We start from the raw sequence: 18,032 nt of genomic DNA on the forward strand, positions 1-18,032 counted from the left end.
TTCATCATCAGGAGTTTTTTTTAGCATTTACAGCAATCTATCTTTCCCAGAAAAAAGGAGGTTCTACCCCTAATGCTCTTAGATAAACATATCCCTGTCCGCGGTGATGTACTTCGTTATCTACAAAATATAAAATATTCTGAATAACCGGAAATTCGTACTGCCCAAAAAGATTAAAGGTTTCATTAAAATCCTCAATCGTCAGTTTTTCCCAATATTGATTAATTTCTAATGTTGCTTCGTCCCATTTTTCAAGGTATTGGGCTTTAAAAATCAGTTTCTCAGATTCTTCTGCGAATGGTTTTGCCTCTTTATTGACAATTCCTTTTAAGCCCGGAGCGGCAATTGCTAAAAGCTCATCGACTAATTTAGAGAAAGTTCTCATTCCTCCTATTGAGAATTCGAAGAAATCTTTTTCAGGAAATACTTCGATTATGCGACGTGTCAGGGCGCGATGTCCTTGCCAGTGTTTCAACAAATCTTCCGGAGTAATTACTTGTGCAGCTAATGTTTTCATCTTTTAAAGTGTTTTTGTTTTTAATACTTCAAAAGTATCGAGGGGTGGTGACAACAGTTTGTCAACAGGATTTATGTTTTTTAAATATTTTTTTTGTTACTGTAAATTAGAGACAAAGCCTTTGTACCTTTGCACCTTAAAAACTTTGGAACTCAGAAAAAATGATCGAAGATAAAAATCCGCAACGTACCAGTATAGCCCAATTAGGCGAGTTTGGCTTAATTGAACACTTAACAAAGAATTTTGATGTTACTCAGGAATCTACTTTAAAAAGTATAGGCGATGATGCGGCTGTACTTGATTTTAAGGATAAAAAAGTAGTTGTTTCTACTGATTTACTGATTGAAGGTGTACATTTTGATTTGGCTTACATGCCACTAAAACATTTAGGGTATAAAGCAGTCGTTGTAAACGTGTCTGATATTTGTGCCATGAATGCAAGACCAACGCAAATTACCGTTTCTGTAGCCGTTTCTAATCGTTTTCCTCTAGAAGCTCTGGAAGAGTTGTTTGAAGGAATTACGCATGCTGCAAAAGAATATAAGGTTGATGTCATTGGTGGCGACACTACCTCATCGCAAAAGGGATTAATTATTAGCATTACCGCGATTGGCGAGGCAAATGAGGACGAGCTTGTTTATAGAAATGGTGCCAAAAAAACAGACTTGTTGGTTGTAACAGGTGATATTGGCGCTGCTTATATGGGATTACAGGTTTTAGAACGTGAGAAACAGGTTTTTCAGGTTAACCCAAATAGCCAACCGGATCTGGATATGTACAGCTACTTAATCGAACGCCAGTTAAAACCTGAAGCCAGAAAAGATGTACGTACTTTATTGCACGCTCTTGAAATTAAACCAACTTCGATGATCGATATTTCAGACGGGTTATCGTCTGAGATTATTCATTTGTGTAAACAGTCAAAAGTGGGTTGCAATTTATACGAAGATAAACTTCCGTTGGATCCGCAATTTATTTCGACTTGCGAAGAGTTTAATATCGACAGCACAACGGTTGCCATAAATGGAGGCGAAGATTATGAACTGCTTTTTACAATTGACATCAATGATTTTGACAAGATAAAAGGAAACCCTAATTTCTCTGTTATTGGTCACATGGCAGACGAAAGCGAAGGCATACATCTGGTAACCCGCGCTAATACTCAAATTGCTTTAAAAGCCCGTGGTTGGGATGCTTTAAGCGAATAGTTTTTTTGCCACGAATTTCACAAATTAGCATCAATTATTTTTAGCATCCTAATAGATAAAAATTCGTGTAAATTTGTGAAATTCGTGGCAAACTTTTTTTAAACAAGTAGTCTAAAAAAGTCCTTTGCTTTTGGCTTCTTTTAGCAAGTCTTCGTCTAAACCTGATTTTACTTTAAGTAATTCTTTCAGGCTTACTTTACGTTTTTCGATTGCATTTAAGGATATCGGAATGTATTGCGGCATATCTTCTACTCGTGTTCCTTTTGATAAATGAAACAGAATTTGCTTGTCGAACTCATCAATTTCGATTGAATTATGCGGAGATCGATTGAGTATTTTCTGAACGGACTGACTGTAGTATTTATCATTTTTCATCACCTTATCGAATGCAAAAAGCAATTCATCAAAAGTCAGATCATTTTTAATAATTAAACCATTTGGACTTATGGTTCTTATAATGGTTTTAATTTTTAGTAATTCGGTGTACATCGTTAATAAAATAACTTTGCAGTTTGGCATTTTTTTCAAAATGAGCTTGGCAAGGTCTTCTCCTGAAAAAATATCTTTTTCTTCATAAGCGGGCATACTAATATCTAAAAAAGCGACATCAAAATCCGGGGTTTCCGGGTCCTGAATTAAATCATATCCTGATTTGCAATCGTGTGCCTGCGAAATTAAAAATTTATATTGTTTGGGATTGTAACGTGTTATCGCATTTTTATAGCCTTCGATAATAAAAGGATGATCGTCGACAATTAATATATTTTTTGTTATTAATTGGGGATCTGGGGTATTTGGGTCAACTGTCATGTATTTTGCAGGTTAATTTTTTGATCTATGGGGATTTTAATTATAAGATGGGTTCCTTGGTCTTTGGCCGAATGTAAAGCAACGGTGCCTTTGCATTCTGCAGCTCTGTATTTAATATTATGCAAACCTATTCCGTTTTTTGTTTTTTGAGTATTAAAACCTACTCCATCGTCAGAAATGGAGACAACCAGATGATCTATTTCACTTTTAAACTCAACTGTTATTGTACTTGCCTTTGCATATTTATTACAATTTTGAAGTGCTTCCTGCACAATTCGGTACAAATTAATTTTAACGGCATTACTAACCAATTCCCATTTGATATTGGAGTCAAAAGAAGTGATCAATTTTGATTTGTAGGTGTTTTGCTGATCTTCAAATAGTTTGTTTAAGATTGCAATGAAATTATTAATTAATTCTGATTTTTCTCTGTTTAAGTCGTGTGAGATTTCGCGAATATCTTCTTCAATATTCTTTAACTCTCTTAGATATTTTTTTCTTTTAGGTCCGGCTTCCGCCTCATCTACTTTATCTAAGCTGTCTAAACTGATCCTTATACCAAACATTCGGCCTAAAACACCATCATGCAAATCCTGCGCTACTTTTTTCTTTTCTCTAATACGCGTAAGCTCAATATCGTTTTGCTGCGAAATCATCAAATTATAGATGTCTTCGTTTGCAATTTGTTGTTGTTGTTTAAAAATTAATTCCCTGTGTTTTGCCTGTTGGGTTTTATAAACATAGAAAAACAATCCTATCAGGGTACAAATACTAAAAACGTATATCAGGGTTTTATTCTTTTCCTGCAAACTTGAATTTTGATCTTTTATTTCGCTGGTTTCATATTCGATTCTGGAGAATTTTTCTCCCATCTTTCTTTCTGCTTTTACCATCTTATCATTTAACCGGATATACTCTTTAGAATATACTGAAGCATTTTCAGGATCAACAAGTGCAATTTGCTTGAGCGCTTCTAATGTGTTAACGAATTTATTTGACGTACGCGATAAAGCCAAAGCTTGTTTTGAAAGCTGAAAGGCTTTGAAAGTATCTTTCTTAAAAGCAAAATATTCTGAGAGGTGTATTTTACTGGAAACAACTCCTGAATTAAGATCAAGACTGTCCCTTATTTTTAATGATTTATAAAACAAATCCGGCAGTTGATCTGATTCTTTCAATTTGAATTTTGCATATCCTAAGTTATCCAGTAGTATTGCATATAAACTGGCCCGATCTTCAAATAGATTTTTTTGTGCTAATCCCTTTTCAAAAAACAATTTGGCCTTTTTATAATTACCCATATTCATATAGATAAAGCCAATATTATTGAGCGAAGCCGCTTTATACTGATAAAACAATTGTATCGATTTGTCTTCTAGAATAGACAAAGCCTTGTTTTGAAATTCTAATGCTTTTGTATATTCATCTCTTTCGTTGTATAATATTCCCAGAAGATTATAGCTTTCGTAATAGAGATCATTAACTTTTTTTTGTTTCTTTAAACTGCTTAAAGCTTTAAAAACGGCAATTTCGCTTTCAAAAAAATCACCTTCATTATATTGCAGACTTGCTTTGTTTAAGAACGTTTTTGCTAAATTATACTGATCATTTATTTTCAAATAAAGCTTTTCGGCTTTGAAGTAATTCCTAAAAGCGCTGTCAGAAATAGATTGAGATTCATAATAATCCCCCAAATACATATAAGCTTTGGCGATATGAACAGAATCTTTGGATTTTTTTGCCCTTTGCAAAACCAATTTAGTGGTTTGAAGGTATGATTTCCAATCGCTCATGTTGTAGTAACGATTCGCAACTTTAAAAAGATTTACTTTATTAAGAGAGTCATCTTTTTGGCTCAGGATTATAGCCAGCGCTTTTCGACTGTAGTTTTGTTTAATCGCTAAAGGCAGATTATTTTCGTTTGCTAATGAAAGATACGCAGGAAGACTATCTATTGAGGAAATTGTACTTTTATTTACTTCTGCTTTCTTGGTACATGCCAATAAAACAAAGAATAAAAGTGATAGTATTTTACATTTTTTTTTCAATTTGTGTCTTTGAATTTTACCAAAAATAGTAAAACTATAGATACAAAAAAAGCTGCTAAAAAATTAGCAGCCTAAATATTATTTATTAAAATTGTAGCTTAATCTACTTTTTTATCTGTTCTGACAGATTGATTCACACTGGCAAAATTTAAATGTTTACCACTATTTAATGACTCCTCATTTCCCTGGTGATAATCACCTTTCTTTTGTTTTCCGGTAGCGCCGCCATCAGTACCGCCTGCAGGCCAAATTTTGATAGAATCTGAAACTGCTAAATATGATGTGGTTTCTGGTGTAGAAAATGAAGTTGCTACTATTACTGTAGAGAATAATGCGATTGTTAAGGCTGCTTTTTTCATGATTTGGGGGTATTAATTGTTTGATTTATTGTTTAGGGAGCTGACCGCTTTTGTGCGAATCAGGGTGTAAAACTAACATTACAAACTAAAAATATTGTAAAAAAAAACAGGTTTGTGGTAGAACGTACCCAATTGATAGTCAATGCGCACCAAATTAATGTAAATCCTTTATTATTAGAGCTCTAAGTAGTTTCCTATCGAAAAATCAGCAATAATAAAATCTACATTTGATTTGTAGGTTTTAGAAAAAGGAATCTTTTTTGAAGAGTTTTTTATATAACAAACTGAGTTCCCGCTATGAATTCTTGAAATATAATTTTGATTGACAATATAGCTGTTATGAATTCGGATAAATGGATGGGGCAAAATACTCTCAAAATGCTTTAATGTTTTGAAAGCAGTTATCATTTCGCCTGAATTTAAGTAAATATCGGTCGAATTATTATCTGCCTGAAGGTAGCAAATATCAGCAGCATTTATGTAGCGATAATCACCATAGGATTTGATACAAATAATAAGCGGCTTATTTGCTTCTTTTGAAGAGTGAACGAACGGAAGTACCGACGAAGTGATTTCGTCTCTTATTTCGAGAAAATCTGTACTTAGGTTGCTTTTTTCAAGCTTTAAAACAGACTTAAGCAAATCTGAAGACAAAACCGGTTTTAAGAGGTAATCAAAAACTCCATACTGAATAGACTCAAAAGCCAGTTCTTTTTTTGTGGTCGTAACTATTATTTTAGGAATAAGGGTTAAATACCTGTAGAGTTCATTTATAAAAGCAAGTGATAAATTACTGGACAAATCGTTGGGATCAATTTCTAAAAAAACGATCGAAGGTCTGTGTTCTAAAACCAAATTTAATCCCTCGTAATAGTTCGCAGCCGATGCCACAAAAGTTAATCCTGAAAACCCTTCTGCAATAGTTCTGGTTCTCAAAATACTTTCAGCGTGATCATCAATTATAATATACGAATACTTTTTCAATATTAGCCTTTGTTGATTTTTAATGAATCCCCGACAACTATCCTTTTAGTTTCATCAATACTTTTGAAAAAAATTATTTTTACTATTTTATGCGCAATTAAATTACGACTTTCTATTCGCTTACGGTTTCATTGTTAATACATTACAAACAAATGTTGATATATAAGGATAAAGTGCAATTTTCATCGACAAAATACAAAATTTAGAATTAAAAAAATCCCAAACTCCTATACGGAATTTGGGATTTTTATATGATCTTATTTTGAAGATATTACATTTTCATTAACCAGTTTTTCATCGAAACTTCGTTTTCAATAATATCTTTTAATTCAGCTATTTTTACACGATCCTGTTTCATGGTGTCTCTATGACGAATGGTTACGGTCTGATCTTCGATTGTTTGATGATCTACTGTAATACAAAACGGGGTTCCAAGAGCATCTTGTCTTCTGTAACGACGTCCTACTGCATCTTTTTCATCATAAGCAACATTGAAATCCCATTTTAAATCTTCGATGATTTTTTTAGAAATTTCCGGCAATCCGTCTTTTTTAACCAATGGCAGAACGGCTGCTTTTGTTGGCGCCAAAACTGATGGTAATTTTAAAACTGTTCTTGTCGAACCGTCTTCCAGAACTTCTTCCTGCAATGATGTTGCAAAAACAGCCAGGAACATACGGTCTAAACCTACTGATGTTTCTACGACATAAGGCACATAGTTTTGATTCAGTTCGGCATCAAAATATTGTAATTTTCTACCGGAATGTTCTTCGTGTGCTTTTAAGTCAAAATCAGTACGGGAGTGAATTCCTTCTAATTCTTTGAATCCAAAAGGAAAATTAAACTCGATATCAGCCGCTGCATTTGCATAATGTGCTAATTTTTCGTGATCGTGAAAACGGTAATTTTCTTTTCCTAACCCTAAAGATAAATGCCAGTTTAAACGGGCTTCTTTCCAGTGGTGGTACCATTTCATTTCTTCACCCGGACGTACAAAAAACTGCATTTCCATTTGTTCAAATTCACGCATACGGAAAATAAATTGTCTTGCAACAATTTCGTTTCTAAACGCTTTACCGGTTTGAGCGATTCCAAACGGAATCTTCATACGTCCTGATTTTTGAACATTCAGGAAATTCACAAAAATACCCTGTGCTGTTTCCGGACGTAAGTACAAATCCATTGCAGAGTCTGCAGATGCTCCAAGCTTAGTACCAAACATCAGGTTAAATTGCTTTACGTCTGTCCAGTTTCTTGAACCGGTTTCCGGATCTGCAATTTCCAATTCGTCGATAAGCGCTTTTACATCCTGAAGATCATCAGTCATACCTTTTGCAAGCCTTTCAAGAATTTCTCTTTCTTTGGCTTTATATTCCATAACACGAGCATTTGTGGTAACAAATTCCTGTTCATTAAAAGCATCTCCAAAACGAGTTCTCGCTTTTTCAATTTCTTTTACTGCTTTTTGATTGAGCTTTTCGGCATAATCTTCAACCAGAACGTCTGCTCTATATCTTTTTTTCGAATCTTTATTGTCAATCAACGGATCATTAAAAGCATCTACGTGGCCTGAAGCTTTCCAAGTCGTTGGATGCATTAATATTGCAGCATCAAGGCCCACAATATTCTCATTCATCTGAACCATTGATTTCCACCAATATTCACGGATATTCTTTTTTAACTCGACACCATTTTGTGCATAGTCATACACTGCACTCAATCCATCGTATACTTCGCTTGACGGAAAAATAAATCCGTACTCTTTTGCGTGCGAAACCACATTCTTAAATATATCTTCTTGTTTTGCCATAGTGATGCAAAAATATAAAAAGTACGTTTAAAAAAAAGAAAAATAACAAAGATTGCAGGATTGATTTCGTTATTTTTGTAACTAAATTCTCTCTATTTGTGTTTAATTATCTTATTAGCCTCTTTTTTCCTAAGGTTTGCGCAGGTTGCCATACTATTTTGATCACGAACGAAACTGTTCTATGCACCAATTGTCGTCACGAAATGCCTCTGACTCAATATCATTTGGATTCAAAAAACGAAGCGGTCAAGAAATTTTACGGCAAGATTGCTATCGAACACGCATCGGCACTTTTGTATTTTAACAAAAAAGGAATTGTTCAGGAACTTATTCACAACCTAAAATATAAGGGGCATACCGAAATTGGTACTGTTTTAGGCAATTGGTATGTAGAGGATTTAAAAGAACTGATTTTAAATGTTCCTTTTGATGTTGTAATTCCTGTACCCTTGCATCCTAAAAAATTTAAGGAACGCGGCTATAATCAGGTAACTACTTTTGGCGAGGCTCTAGCCAAAGGTTTAAACATTAAGTACGATGCGACTATTTTATATCGTACGAAATATTCTAAAACGCAATCTAAAAAAAATCTCTCGGGAAGATCTGACAATATCGAAAACATATTTGATGCTTTTGTTACCACAGAAAATGAGAACAAACATTTTTTGATTGTCGACGATGTTCTAACAACAGGAGCAACTCTTGAAGCCTGTTCCCGGGCTTTATTAAAAAATCCGGGAGCAAAAATCAGTATTGCCTGTATGGCGATTGCGAACTCTTAGAGACAGGAGCTACCAATTTTAATTGACGATTATTTTCTTAATCGTTCTTCGGTCGCCATCAATAACGGTAACGATGTACATTCCTGAAGATACATTTGATAATTGTATGTTTTGATTAAAAAACTTTGTGTTATCATACGAATTCGAATATATTTTTTTGCCTAATATATCATGTACAAATACCTCAACACGGTTTAAGGAATCGCTTTCGAATTGTATGGTAAAACTTCCTTTATTTGGATTTGGATACAAAGCAAAGTCTAATGTTTTGAGATCTGGTGTTCCTAGTGTAAAAGTTTGATTGCAAACATTTAGTGATGCTGAATTTATGGTTCCAAAATTACCACTTACATTATCGCGAACTCTAAAAGTCCAGGTTCCTTGCGGATCCTCACCGTTGAAAGCAGCCAATAAATCGACCGGAAGAACAATCTGGCTGGTTGTTTTGGAACAATCTAAATTAACTCCGGCATCATCAAACTGAAGTATCAGTGTCGATTTTACGCCCAAACAGCTTTTATCATATAAGTTAACGATTGTTCCTTTTGGGCTAATCATTTGAATTTCGAGATCTGATAGTCTGTCGTGGGTTACATTTACCATAACATTTACATCAGAAACGGTTCCTGTAGATGCCGGAACATTTACTGTTCTGGTTGTAAAAGCGGGTCCGTAAGGAATTGCAAAAGAATTTCCAAAACTATACGAATCACAAGTTGTAGTCGATGTATATCCTACTGCAAATGGTTTACTGTTTATGGCATAAAAAATATTGGCCGCAGGTTGTACCATAACTCTGCAATTTTTTGAGGCTACTACACTAATCGGAATCTGTACAACTTCGGTACCATCATTAAGAGTATTTGCTGCTAAAATGATAGGATAGGTTAAACCTCCGTCTGTAGATAATTTAATATTGACATTCGAAGATCCTTGCAAAGTGTTGGTATTATTAATATTCCAGGTTACGGTTTGAAACGATCCCTGTATCCAGCCTACATCGTTGGTATTTTGAGAAGTAATGCTAAAGGGTCCTGCATTCGAAACTACATTTACCACCATAGCATCTGTATTGGTTTGTGCCGTTTCCTGCGCTGCATTGTCCCTGCCGGTTAAAGTAAAATGCAATGTTCTTGCAATAGACGAAACAGACTCCCATGTTGTTGTCAGTTTATTATCTAATACGCTGCTCAGGCTTGGCATATAACGAACGGGTGAATTTGCAGGACGTATGGACCTAAACAAAGGTCCGTCCGGTTTTGTTGGATAAGCAATACTATTGGATGTAGAAGTTGTTGTTGCACTATCGTATTGCTCCCAGGTATAGGTAATGGTGTTTCCCTCAGTATCTGAACCTGTACCGGTCAAAATAAATGGGGTACTGATTGGAATCGTATAATCTGCTCCGGCATTAATCACTGGCGGATTATTGGTTATAGCTGTGCTAACGGGACAGGTTTTTGAAGTAAAATTATTTTGAATTTGCCATATACTGGCGTAAGCAAAATAGTCATCTGAGTTATCCTGAACATCATAATCTGTAATTCCGGCATAACCCATAACGGTAGAACCACTTCCGGGCTCTACATTTGTTCCGGTTCCTTCTATCGCATACGAAAAAGTATGGGTTGCTCCTAATTGATGCCCAATTTCATGCGCTACAAAATCAATATCAAAAGTGTCTCCTTCCGGTTTCCCGTCTGAAGGCGATGTATAAGCACTTCCTTTGGCCGGTTGATTGGGTCCCGTAGGACTGTCGCAAATACAACCTATACAACCCGCATTACCTCCTCCGCCAGAACCACCAAACAAATGCCCAATGTCATAATTTGCTTCGCCAATTACACTTGTTATATTATTTTGCGCTTCTACATTCCACACCTGATAATCACTGGTTCCGGGATAATTTTTTGTGCCGTCAGTTGCATTAGAGTACGGATCGGTTGCTGCATTGGTATAAATTACAGCATCTGTATTGGCAATCAAAATTAATCGTACTGCAAGATCTCTGTTAAAAAGTCCGTTTACCCTTGTCAAAGTAGCATTCATTCCTGCCAGTGCGCCCACTTTTGTACCGCCAAAATAGGCCGCATATTCGCCTGTACAAGACAATGCCAGTCGCAAAGTTTTGAAAACCTTATTATTGGCTGTTGTTTTTGCTGTTTTTGAGGAGGTGTTTTTATCAAAATCTAATGCTATAGTTTTGCATGATAAACTTTTGGCCACATCATCATTTTTAGTAAACAAGACATATTCTGATTTATCCTCCGGATTTTGTTCTATGTATTCTGATGGTTTATCTCCACGAAGTACCATTGTCTGAACACCAATTGGCGCTAAGCTAAAATGAATTTTTGCTGTTTTGTCGTCTACACCACTTCCTTCATACGCTCTGATTTCTGGGTATTTTGCCTGCAATTCGGGATCAAAATTAGAAGATTCCCAAACTGTAAACCGCTCTAAAACTCCATTAGAATTTGGAAACGTAATTACTGTAGCACTACTCTTTGAAAATTTGCTTGTAGTTGCTGATAATTTTGACTTTAAAAAATCTGTATTTAGCTTGTAATAAAATCTTTTAGAGTCCGATACATTTGCTCTTTTGCCTACGGAAACAGTGTTCACTTTTTGCCACAAATCATCGCTTTGAGCCTGAACTGTTGCACAACAAAAGATAAAAAACAGGAAAAGTAGCTTTTTTTTCATACTCGAATTGGGTTTGAATAATCAAAATTAAGTGAATTAAATTAAATTCTTACATATATACGACAATTAATGCTTTTTTGCCGACGAGTTGGTTCATTTTCACAAAAAGAAACAAATTGACCACAAAAAATCAATTGGGCTTAGTATTAAATTTAAAATAGAAGCATAAATTTGCACCATCCTAAATTATTTGTTTTGAAGCTCTTTCATTCTATAAACGATTTTCAGTCAACCAAGAAAACAATTTTAACTCTTGGTACCTTTGACGGCGTACATATTGGTCACAAAAAAATTCTTGAACGAATAACTCAAAATACAGAAAACGGAAAATATGAAAGTTTAGTACTTACTTTTTTTCCACATCCAAGAATGGTTTTACAAGAAAAGTCAGAAATAAAACTTTTGAATACTATTTCTGAAAAAACAAAACTACTGGAAGCAACAGGAATTGAGAATCTTGTTATTCATCCGTTCAACGAAAGTTTCTCCAGATTAACTGCCGAAGAGTTTGTGCATTCTATCCTGGTAGATCAGTTTCATATTCAAAAAATAATTATTGGTCACGATCACCGATTTGGAAGAAACAGAACGGCTAATATCGATGATCTGATTTCTTTTGGTGCTGAATATGGTTTTGAAGTTGAACAAATTTCGGCTCAGGAAATTCAGGATGTATCTGTAAGCTCAACCAAAATTAGAAAAGCCCTAAATGAAGGAAATATGACCCTGGCCAATGAATATTTGGGTTACGCTTATTTTTTATCGGGCGAAGTTGTAAAAGGCAAACAATTAGGACGAACAATTGGCTTCCCGACCGCCAACATTAAAATTGAAGAAGACTACAAGCTCATTCCAAAAATTGGTGTTTATGTGGTAAAAGTTTTAATAGGCAAAGAAGAAGTTTTTGGCATGATGAATATTGGTTTTAATCCTACTGTGAATGGGCAAAGCCAAACAATCGAGGTCAATTTATTTGATTTTGATGCTGATATTTACGGTCAGAAAATGGAGGTTTCGCTATTGCAATATCTTCGCGAAGAGCAAAAATTTGGCTCGGTTGATTTATTAAAAGAGCAATTGCATCAGGATAAAACAAATGCTTTGGCTTTTTTAAAACAACTTTAAAGAATGTCTAGTCCCTATGGGCTATGTCATTAAATTAAGAGATTTTAGACAAAGCGGTTGAGCCCATTTTTTCGTTTCCTAAAACAGGACGAGCTTGTGCGGTCATATTGTTATAGAAAGAAGCGAAAAGAAAAATTAAAAATACTTTTGTCAAGTTTTCATTCATTTTGTAACGCTTACTATATGGCGTTCCTATGGAACTTTATGTTGATTTTCATTTCCAATCAACGGATTAAAATCCGTTGCTACAAGATAGTTCATTACTACGGAATTTTTTGAGAGCATTCGGCTAGGATTATTTTGTAGGGACGGATTTTAATCTGTTGAAAATGATCCAAACATCCAAATATCTCGTTTTAAGGTTTCGCGTGAGGATTGCTATAGAAAGAAGCGAAAAGAAAAATTAAAAATATTTTTGTGAAGTTTTTATTCATTTTGTAACGCTTACTATATGGCGTTCCTATGGAACTTTATCTTGATTTTCTTTTTCAATCAACGGATTAAAATCCGTTGCTACAAGATAGTTCATTACTACGGAATTTTTTGAGAGCATTCGGCTCGGATTATTTTGTAGGGACGGATTTTAATCCGTTCAAAATGATCCAAATATCCAAACATCCAAAATATCTCGTTTAACGGTTTCGCGTGAGGGATAGAAGCAAATGTCATTAAGTTAAGAAAAAAACAGATAAAATGATTGCTGATTTTTGAGTAACGATCTTTGATTTCAGATCTTTAGAGCCCAGAAAAATAGGTGATATTAGTATTTAACAACACCAATCAGAAATCGTTAATCTTCAATCTAAAATCTCTTAACTTAATGACATTGCCCGTAGAGATTACTCTTTTTAGATTGAATACGTTTTTTAAAATAATGCTCCCAATAGTTTTTAACATTTTTAAATCATCGTAGTTGTTTTTTTAGTAAATTTGATATAGAACTCTGTTTATCAAATATTTACTATTAACTTCTTTAAAAATAACCACTATGAAATTACCTAAAGAAATTACCAACGGTTTTTTGATATTCCTCGGGATAGGAATTTATTTTTTATTGATGAACGTTTTAGGTTTAGCTCATTTATTCTATTTGCGTACTCTGAATGTATTTTTTATATTTTATGGGGTAAATAAAACAATGAAAATGAACCTGCACGAAGGAGAAACCAATTTTGTATCCAATGCCGTTTCGGCTATGGCAACTTCTGTGGTTGGTGTAGCGCTGAGCGTTTTTGGATTATTGGTGTATAGTTATGCAAGAGGTGGTGATGCTTATGTAAAAACATTATCCGAAACTTTTATGTTTGGAGGAAATCCTTCGGTACCTACTTATTGCATTTGCTTGTTATTTGAAGGAGTTGCCTCCTCTGTCATTGTTACTTTAATGATGATGTTATACTGGAACAACAAATATGTCGCCGATTAATTTCTAAAATAGACCAAAACCTTTTAAAACTCTAAAATCATACGAAACACAATTCTATGCTTTTAGAGTTTTCTTTTTTTAGAAAAATTCGATACACATTCATTTAGATAATTCAACATTTGGTGATTAGAACTATTTAACTACTTTTGAAGCATCAAAAACAATGTATCAATGAGCATTACAAAACACAATTGGACCAAAGACGAAATAATCGCCATATACAATAAACCTATGATGGACTTGCTGTATGAAGCAGCAACAATACATAGACAAAAGCACGATCCTAACGTAGTTCAGGTATCTACTTTACTTTCTATAAAAACGGGAGGTTGCCCTGAAGATTGTGGGTATTGTCCGCAAGCTGCACGTTATAACACAGGAGTCGAAGGAAATGATTTAATGAGTGTAAGTCAGGTAAAAGCACAGGCTTTGCGTGCAAAATCCAGCGGATCATCGCGCGTTTGTATGGGTGCTGCCTGGAGAAATGTAAAAGATGGTGAAGAATTTGATCAGGTTTTAGAAATGGTTCGTACTATTAATAAACTTGACATGGAGGTATGCTGTACGTTGGGTATGATTACAGAAAATCAGGCACAACGTTTGGCAGAAGCTGGTTTATATGCTTACAATCATAACTTAGACACTTCTGAGGAGTATTATAAAGATGTAATTTCTACTCGTGGTTTCGAAGATCGTTTACAGACTATCGAAAATGTTCGCAAAACCAATGTTACGGTTTGTAGCGGAGGAATTATAGGAATGGGTGAAAGCATCGAAGACAGAGCAGGAATGCTTGTAGCACTTTCGACATTAAACCCTCAGCCGGAATCAGTGCCTATTAATGCTTTGGTAGCTGTTGAAGGAACTCCGATGGAAGAAGAAAAACCGGTAGAAATTTGGGAAATGATCCGTATGGTTGCTACTACCAGAATCATAATGCCGGATACTCAGGTACGTCTATCTGCCGGAAGAACAAATATGAGCCGCGAAGGGCAGGCAATGTGCTTTTTTGCCGGTGCAAATTCTATTTTTGCAGGAGACAAATTGCTTACAACGCCAAACCCTGATGTACAGGAAGACATGAAAATGTTTGACTTATTAGGATTAATTCCGCAAAAACCATTTGTTAAAGTTTCGCAACCTCAAACGGTAGAAGCTGCAGATTCGCAGTTTGCTCCTCTAGGCGAAAAACCCAAGTGGTCAAGACCCGGACATACTATTGAGAGAAACCTTGAAGCTTCGATCAAATCAAAAAATTAATGAAATAAAGTGATTTTTGATTTAAAATGTCAACGGTTTTATCACAAATCTAAAACACGCATCAAAATTGGCATAAAACTTTTTGAAAGACGATCTTTTAAGGAATGTTTTCGAATAAAAACTAAAATCCGAAAGTAAACATTCAATACTTAAAAACAATAAAAACCCTCGCAACTCGCGAGGGTTTTCACTTTGTAGATTATATAAAACTAATTATCACAAGAGTTATTAAAACCCACAATACGACACTATTTTTGTTTTTTTGTTTGAGTATTTTTTTTCGTTGTACATCTTGCTCAACTAATCTTTCGATGACGCTAAAATTAATAGGATATGCTTTCATGCTTGTATTTTTTTCAAACTTATTAAGTTTAACAGAATACAATGTTTGCTTAAAGCCATTGTTATACTAAAATAAGACAATTTTGACACCAGAGTTATATTACATAACGAGTCATTATGTACAATATCTCGTTTCTTCAACACCTTTTCATTTGCCATCGCAATACGAACCTTTTTTTATTTGTTCAATCCGCGGCGGGTATGCTTGTTTTGCCTGCATAAATGCCAGGGATTTTTTTATTTTTAATTCAACTTTAAGGTTGGCATTTATGCAGAAAAAAAAGCTCGATAACTCAAGCTTTATAAACGCAAAAAGCCTCATTGTGAGGCGAGGTTTTATGTTTTGGGTTCTTTGTGGATTATTGTTGCTCTTCATGACATTTCATCCTTGGTTCAAAAATTATTGGAGGATTATCGGGACCATATTCTGGCATTTTACCTAATATATTATAGAAATCAATTTTTTCTAATCTAATAATAGCTTTATTATTATCCCCAAATAAAAGTACTGGAATACCTTCATAATTAAAATACCCAATCAATTTGTTAAATCCATCAGGTCTATTCCCTTTAAAAATATTATAATCAGTTTTTGAAATACATACTTCATTTTTAGCATGTGTCTTGTTACTAATTAGTATCAAAATTGTAAAATCATATTTACTGTAGTTTATAGTATCATTCAAAACTTCATGAAGAGATTTCTCTAAATTAGAATTTGTAATTTTATGTGTGCTTTGTAATTTTAACAACTCATTATAAGAAACATCCTTATCATAAGATTGACAACTACCTGCTAATATTATAATTAGCAATATAAGAACCTTCATTATTTTTACCATTTTTTGAATTTATTAAATATTAAAATTTTGCAGTTTGCCCATATTAAAAATATATGTTGAAACACGACCAGGATACTCCTTATTAAGCCAAGTTTTCATCTTAATGTCATTTCCTTTCCAAGGATTATCTTTTCCATCTAAACCTGAAGGTGTTAACGAATAACCATTTGGATGACTATGTTAATGTATATCTTGTCTTACTATCGTATCCTAAAAAGTCTGGCAGTAATGTAATTCCTCCATATTCTACACCAGTTTTAAAACTAATTGATAGATGTATTTCTTTTTAGATGTTACTTTCTTTAATTTTGAAATAACATTTTTCACAAACAATTTTAAATTTGCCTTCTTCCCTACATTTTCCTGATAAACTATCTTCTTCATCTCTTACTTTTTCACAGTCGTTACACCAAGCTACAAAATCATCATCTTCATACTCAAATTCCATGTCTTCATACGTTTCAAAAGATTCTTCAAATCCATTTTTACTTCCTTCTTTTAGATGCTGACAGATAAATGCCCATCTTCTTCTGTTATGATTTTCACAATCAACATATTTAGTCTTTTCCCTTTCTGCTATATCATTATCAATTACTTCGGTTAGTACAAGGTGAATTTTTAAATGATCAATAACAGGTCTATATACACCAATGCCTCCAATTAAATTACAGCAAATAGACGATAATTCCCATCCTATTTCTTCGTACGAAGTAAATTCTCCATTAATTAAATTCTCATACTCATTTGCAATTCCAAAACCTTTAATTTTTTCAATATCAACGACTACATTTTTTGATGTGCTTTCATTGTCCCAAGACCATTTCCAAGTTTTTAATTCTGTTGAAAAAGTTCCAACTTCATAATATCTAAAATTAATAATTTTATCAGCTTTAGAAAGAGTTATAATACCACTTGGCTGGTCATAATCCCATCTCGTATAAGAATTAATATCATAAGACATATTTAAATTATCTTGCAATTTTTCTAATTCGCAAAACAATTTGTTAAAAAATCTGTGTAGTCCATAATATAAGTTTTGTGTAGCTTTGTTCTTAAGTCTGCCGTAAAGTAAGACTACAGACGTGCCTAAGTCATCAATTTTATTTAAGTATTTAGTTCGTTTAGCATTTTTAGAAAGTTTTCTGGAGGAAAAAATTGCAATTTCCCATCTTGAATTTTATACGGAATTTCAGTAAAAATTTCATCCTTATACCAAAAAACTTTATTACTAAGAGAACCAGGCCCTTCAATGTTCATATTATGAATTGCTGGAAAAATTCCATTCATAGCTTTTACGATTTCTAAATTCTCAATCGGATATATTATTGCTGAATGTCTATGAGGAATTCCTATCAATAAACCATTACTGCCACTAAGTTTTTTGAGGTTTTCTATATCAAATAGTATGTTTGGTGTAAAAAAATGATCAGAATTTACAAACCAAATGTCGAATGTATTAAAATCTTCTTTTGTTATTGTAAGTGGATATTTTTTTCTAATATTTTGTATTCCAATTTCGAAAAGTTCGTCTATAGATTTTCCCCATTTTTTTATTTGCTCTGGCTTTATACTTGAAATACTATGAGGAAAATCAAATATAATCATAGAATAAATATCTCCTTCAAATTCTTTTCCAATTGTAAATTCTTTTCCAGTATAATCAACGTATTCTTCGTTATATAATCTTACACCAATATATTTTTTAACTTCATCAAAGTTGTCTACTTTTTTTTCAAATTCTATTTCAAATTTATTTGCTTCAATCAGTGAATTAAAGTGATCCTTAATTATCACTTTATAATTTTTAGGTTTA

General features: G+C 33.8%; 15 protein-coding genes. 5 read left to right on the forward strand and 10 right to left on the reverse strand.

The window, feature by feature from the left end:
• Nucleotides 1–37: 37 nt before the first annotated feature.
• On the reverse strand, nucleotides 38–517 hold the full coding sequence (locus tag B0A64_RS07465; RefSeq protein WP_089478888.1) for a DinB family protein: 480 nt from the start codon (nucleotides 515–517) through the stop codon (nucleotides 38–40).
• Between the two features lie 161 nt (nucleotides 518–678).
• Here B0A64_RS07465 and thiL point away from each other — a divergent pair, with 161 nt between their 5' ends.
• Nucleotides 679–1,725, forward strand: a complete 1,047-nt coding sequence (thiL, locus tag B0A64_RS07470; RefSeq protein WP_089478889.1) for a thiamine-phosphate kinase — start codon at nucleotides 679–681, stop codon at nucleotides 1,723–1,725.
• Nucleotides 1,726–1,836: 111 nt separating this feature from the next.
• Here the strand turns inward: thiL and B0A64_RS07475 are convergent, their stop codons facing one another.
• The 5 genes from B0A64_RS07475 to B0A64_RS07495 form a co-directional block, all read right to left on the reverse strand.
• Nucleotides 1,837–2,535 carry a response regulator gene (locus tag B0A64_RS07475; RefSeq protein WP_089478890.1) on the reverse strand — a complete coding sequence of 233 codons (699 nt, stop codon included), beginning with the start codon at nucleotides 2,533–2,535 and terminating at the stop codon, nucleotides 1,837–1,839.
• Nucleotides 2,532–4,583: a tetratricopeptide repeat-containing sensor histidine kinase gene (locus B0A64_RS07480; protein ID WP_089478891.1), complete on the reverse strand. Its 2,052-nt coding sequence runs from the start codon at nucleotides 4,581–4,583 to the stop codon at nucleotides 2,532–2,534. The genes B0A64_RS07475 and B0A64_RS07480 overlap by 4 nt, the downstream gene beginning before the upstream one ends.
• 98 nt (nucleotides 4,584–4,681) lie before the next feature.
• Nucleotides 4,682–4,942: a hypothetical protein gene (locus tag B0A64_RS07485; RefSeq protein ID WP_089478892.1), complete on the reverse strand. Its 261-nt coding sequence runs from the start codon at nucleotides 4,940–4,942 to the stop codon at nucleotides 4,682–4,684.
• Nucleotides 4,943–5,116: 174 nt separating this feature from the next.
• A complete protein-coding gene (locus B0A64_RS07490; protein WP_089478893.1) occupies nucleotides 5,117–5,926 on the reverse strand; it encodes a LytR/AlgR family response regulator transcription factor in 810 nt (269 codons plus the stop codon).
• Between the two features lie 271 nt (nucleotides 5,927–6,197).
• Nucleotides 6,198–7,736 carry a glycine--tRNA ligase gene (locus B0A64_RS07495; protein WP_089478894.1) on the reverse strand — a complete coding sequence of 513 codons (1,539 nt, stop codon included), beginning with the start codon at nucleotides 7,734–7,736 and terminating at the stop codon, nucleotides 6,198–6,200.
• Between the two features lie 98 nt (nucleotides 7,737–7,834).
• Between B0A64_RS07495 and B0A64_RS07500 the strand changes: the two genes are divergently transcribed.
• Complete coding sequence (locus B0A64_RS07500) at nucleotides 7,835–8,518, forward strand: ComF family protein (protein WP_244285372.1); 684 nt, start codon at nucleotides 7,835–7,837, stop codon at nucleotides 8,516–8,518.
• Between the two features lie 18 nt (nucleotides 8,519–8,536).
• On the opposite strand, the gene B0A64_RS07505 is transcribed toward B0A64_RS07500, so the two are convergent.
• The gene (locus B0A64_RS07505; RefSeq protein ID WP_089478896.1) at nucleotides 8,537–11,224 is read right to left on the reverse strand and encodes a zinc-dependent metalloprotease; all 2,688 of its coding nucleotides are present in this window, start codon (nucleotides 11,222–11,224) and stop codon (nucleotides 8,537–8,539) included.
• A 195-nt stretch (nucleotides 11,225–11,419) separates the two neighbouring features.
• Here B0A64_RS07505 and B0A64_RS07510 point away from each other — a divergent pair, with 195 nt between their 5' ends.
• From B0A64_RS07510 to bioB, 3 genes are all read left to right on the forward strand, one after another.
• The gene (locus B0A64_RS07510; RefSeq protein ID WP_089478897.1) at nucleotides 11,420–12,349 is read left to right on the forward strand and encodes a bifunctional riboflavin kinase/FAD synthetase; all 930 of its coding nucleotides are present in this window, start codon (nucleotides 11,420–11,422) and stop codon (nucleotides 12,347–12,349) included.
• Between the two features lie 988 nt (nucleotides 12,350–13,337).
• Entirely contained in the window at nucleotides 13,338–13,775 is a 438-nt protein-coding gene (locus B0A64_RS07515; RefSeq protein WP_089478898.1) for a hypothetical protein, read from the forward strand.
• 171 nt (nucleotides 13,776–13,946) lie between these two features.
• Nucleotides 13,947–15,035, forward strand: coding sequence for a biotin synthase BioB (gene bioB / locus B0A64_RS07520; RefSeq protein WP_089478899.1), 1,089 nt, complete (start codon nucleotides 13,947–13,949; stop codon nucleotides 15,033–15,035).
• A 701-nt stretch (nucleotides 15,036–15,736) separates the two neighbouring features.
• Here the strand turns inward: bioB and B0A64_RS07530 are convergent.
• From B0A64_RS07530 to B0A64_RS07540, 3 genes are all read right to left on the reverse strand, one after another.
• Entirely contained in the window at nucleotides 15,737–16,219 is a 483-nt protein-coding gene (locus B0A64_RS07530) for a hypothetical protein (RefSeq protein WP_089478901.1), read from the reverse strand.
• 286 nt (nucleotides 16,220–16,505) lie between these two features.
• The gene (locus B0A64_RS07535; protein ID WP_394338337.1) at nucleotides 16,506–17,219 is read right to left on the reverse strand and encodes a DUF6882 domain-containing protein; all 714 of its coding nucleotides are present in this window, start codon (nucleotides 17,217–17,219) and stop codon (nucleotides 16,506–16,508) included.
• Nucleotides 17,220–17,323: 104 nt separating this feature from the next.
• The coding region (locus B0A64_RS07540) for a hypothetical protein (RefSeq protein ID WP_208863519.1) at nucleotides 17,324–18,032 on the reverse strand (709 nt) is incomplete at its 5' end.

It is taken from the genome of Flavobacterium araucananum, assembly GCF_002222055.1.
Taxonomy (GTDB): Bacteria; Bacteroidota; Bacteroidia; order Flavobacteriales; family Flavobacteriaceae; genus Flavobacterium; species Flavobacterium araucananum.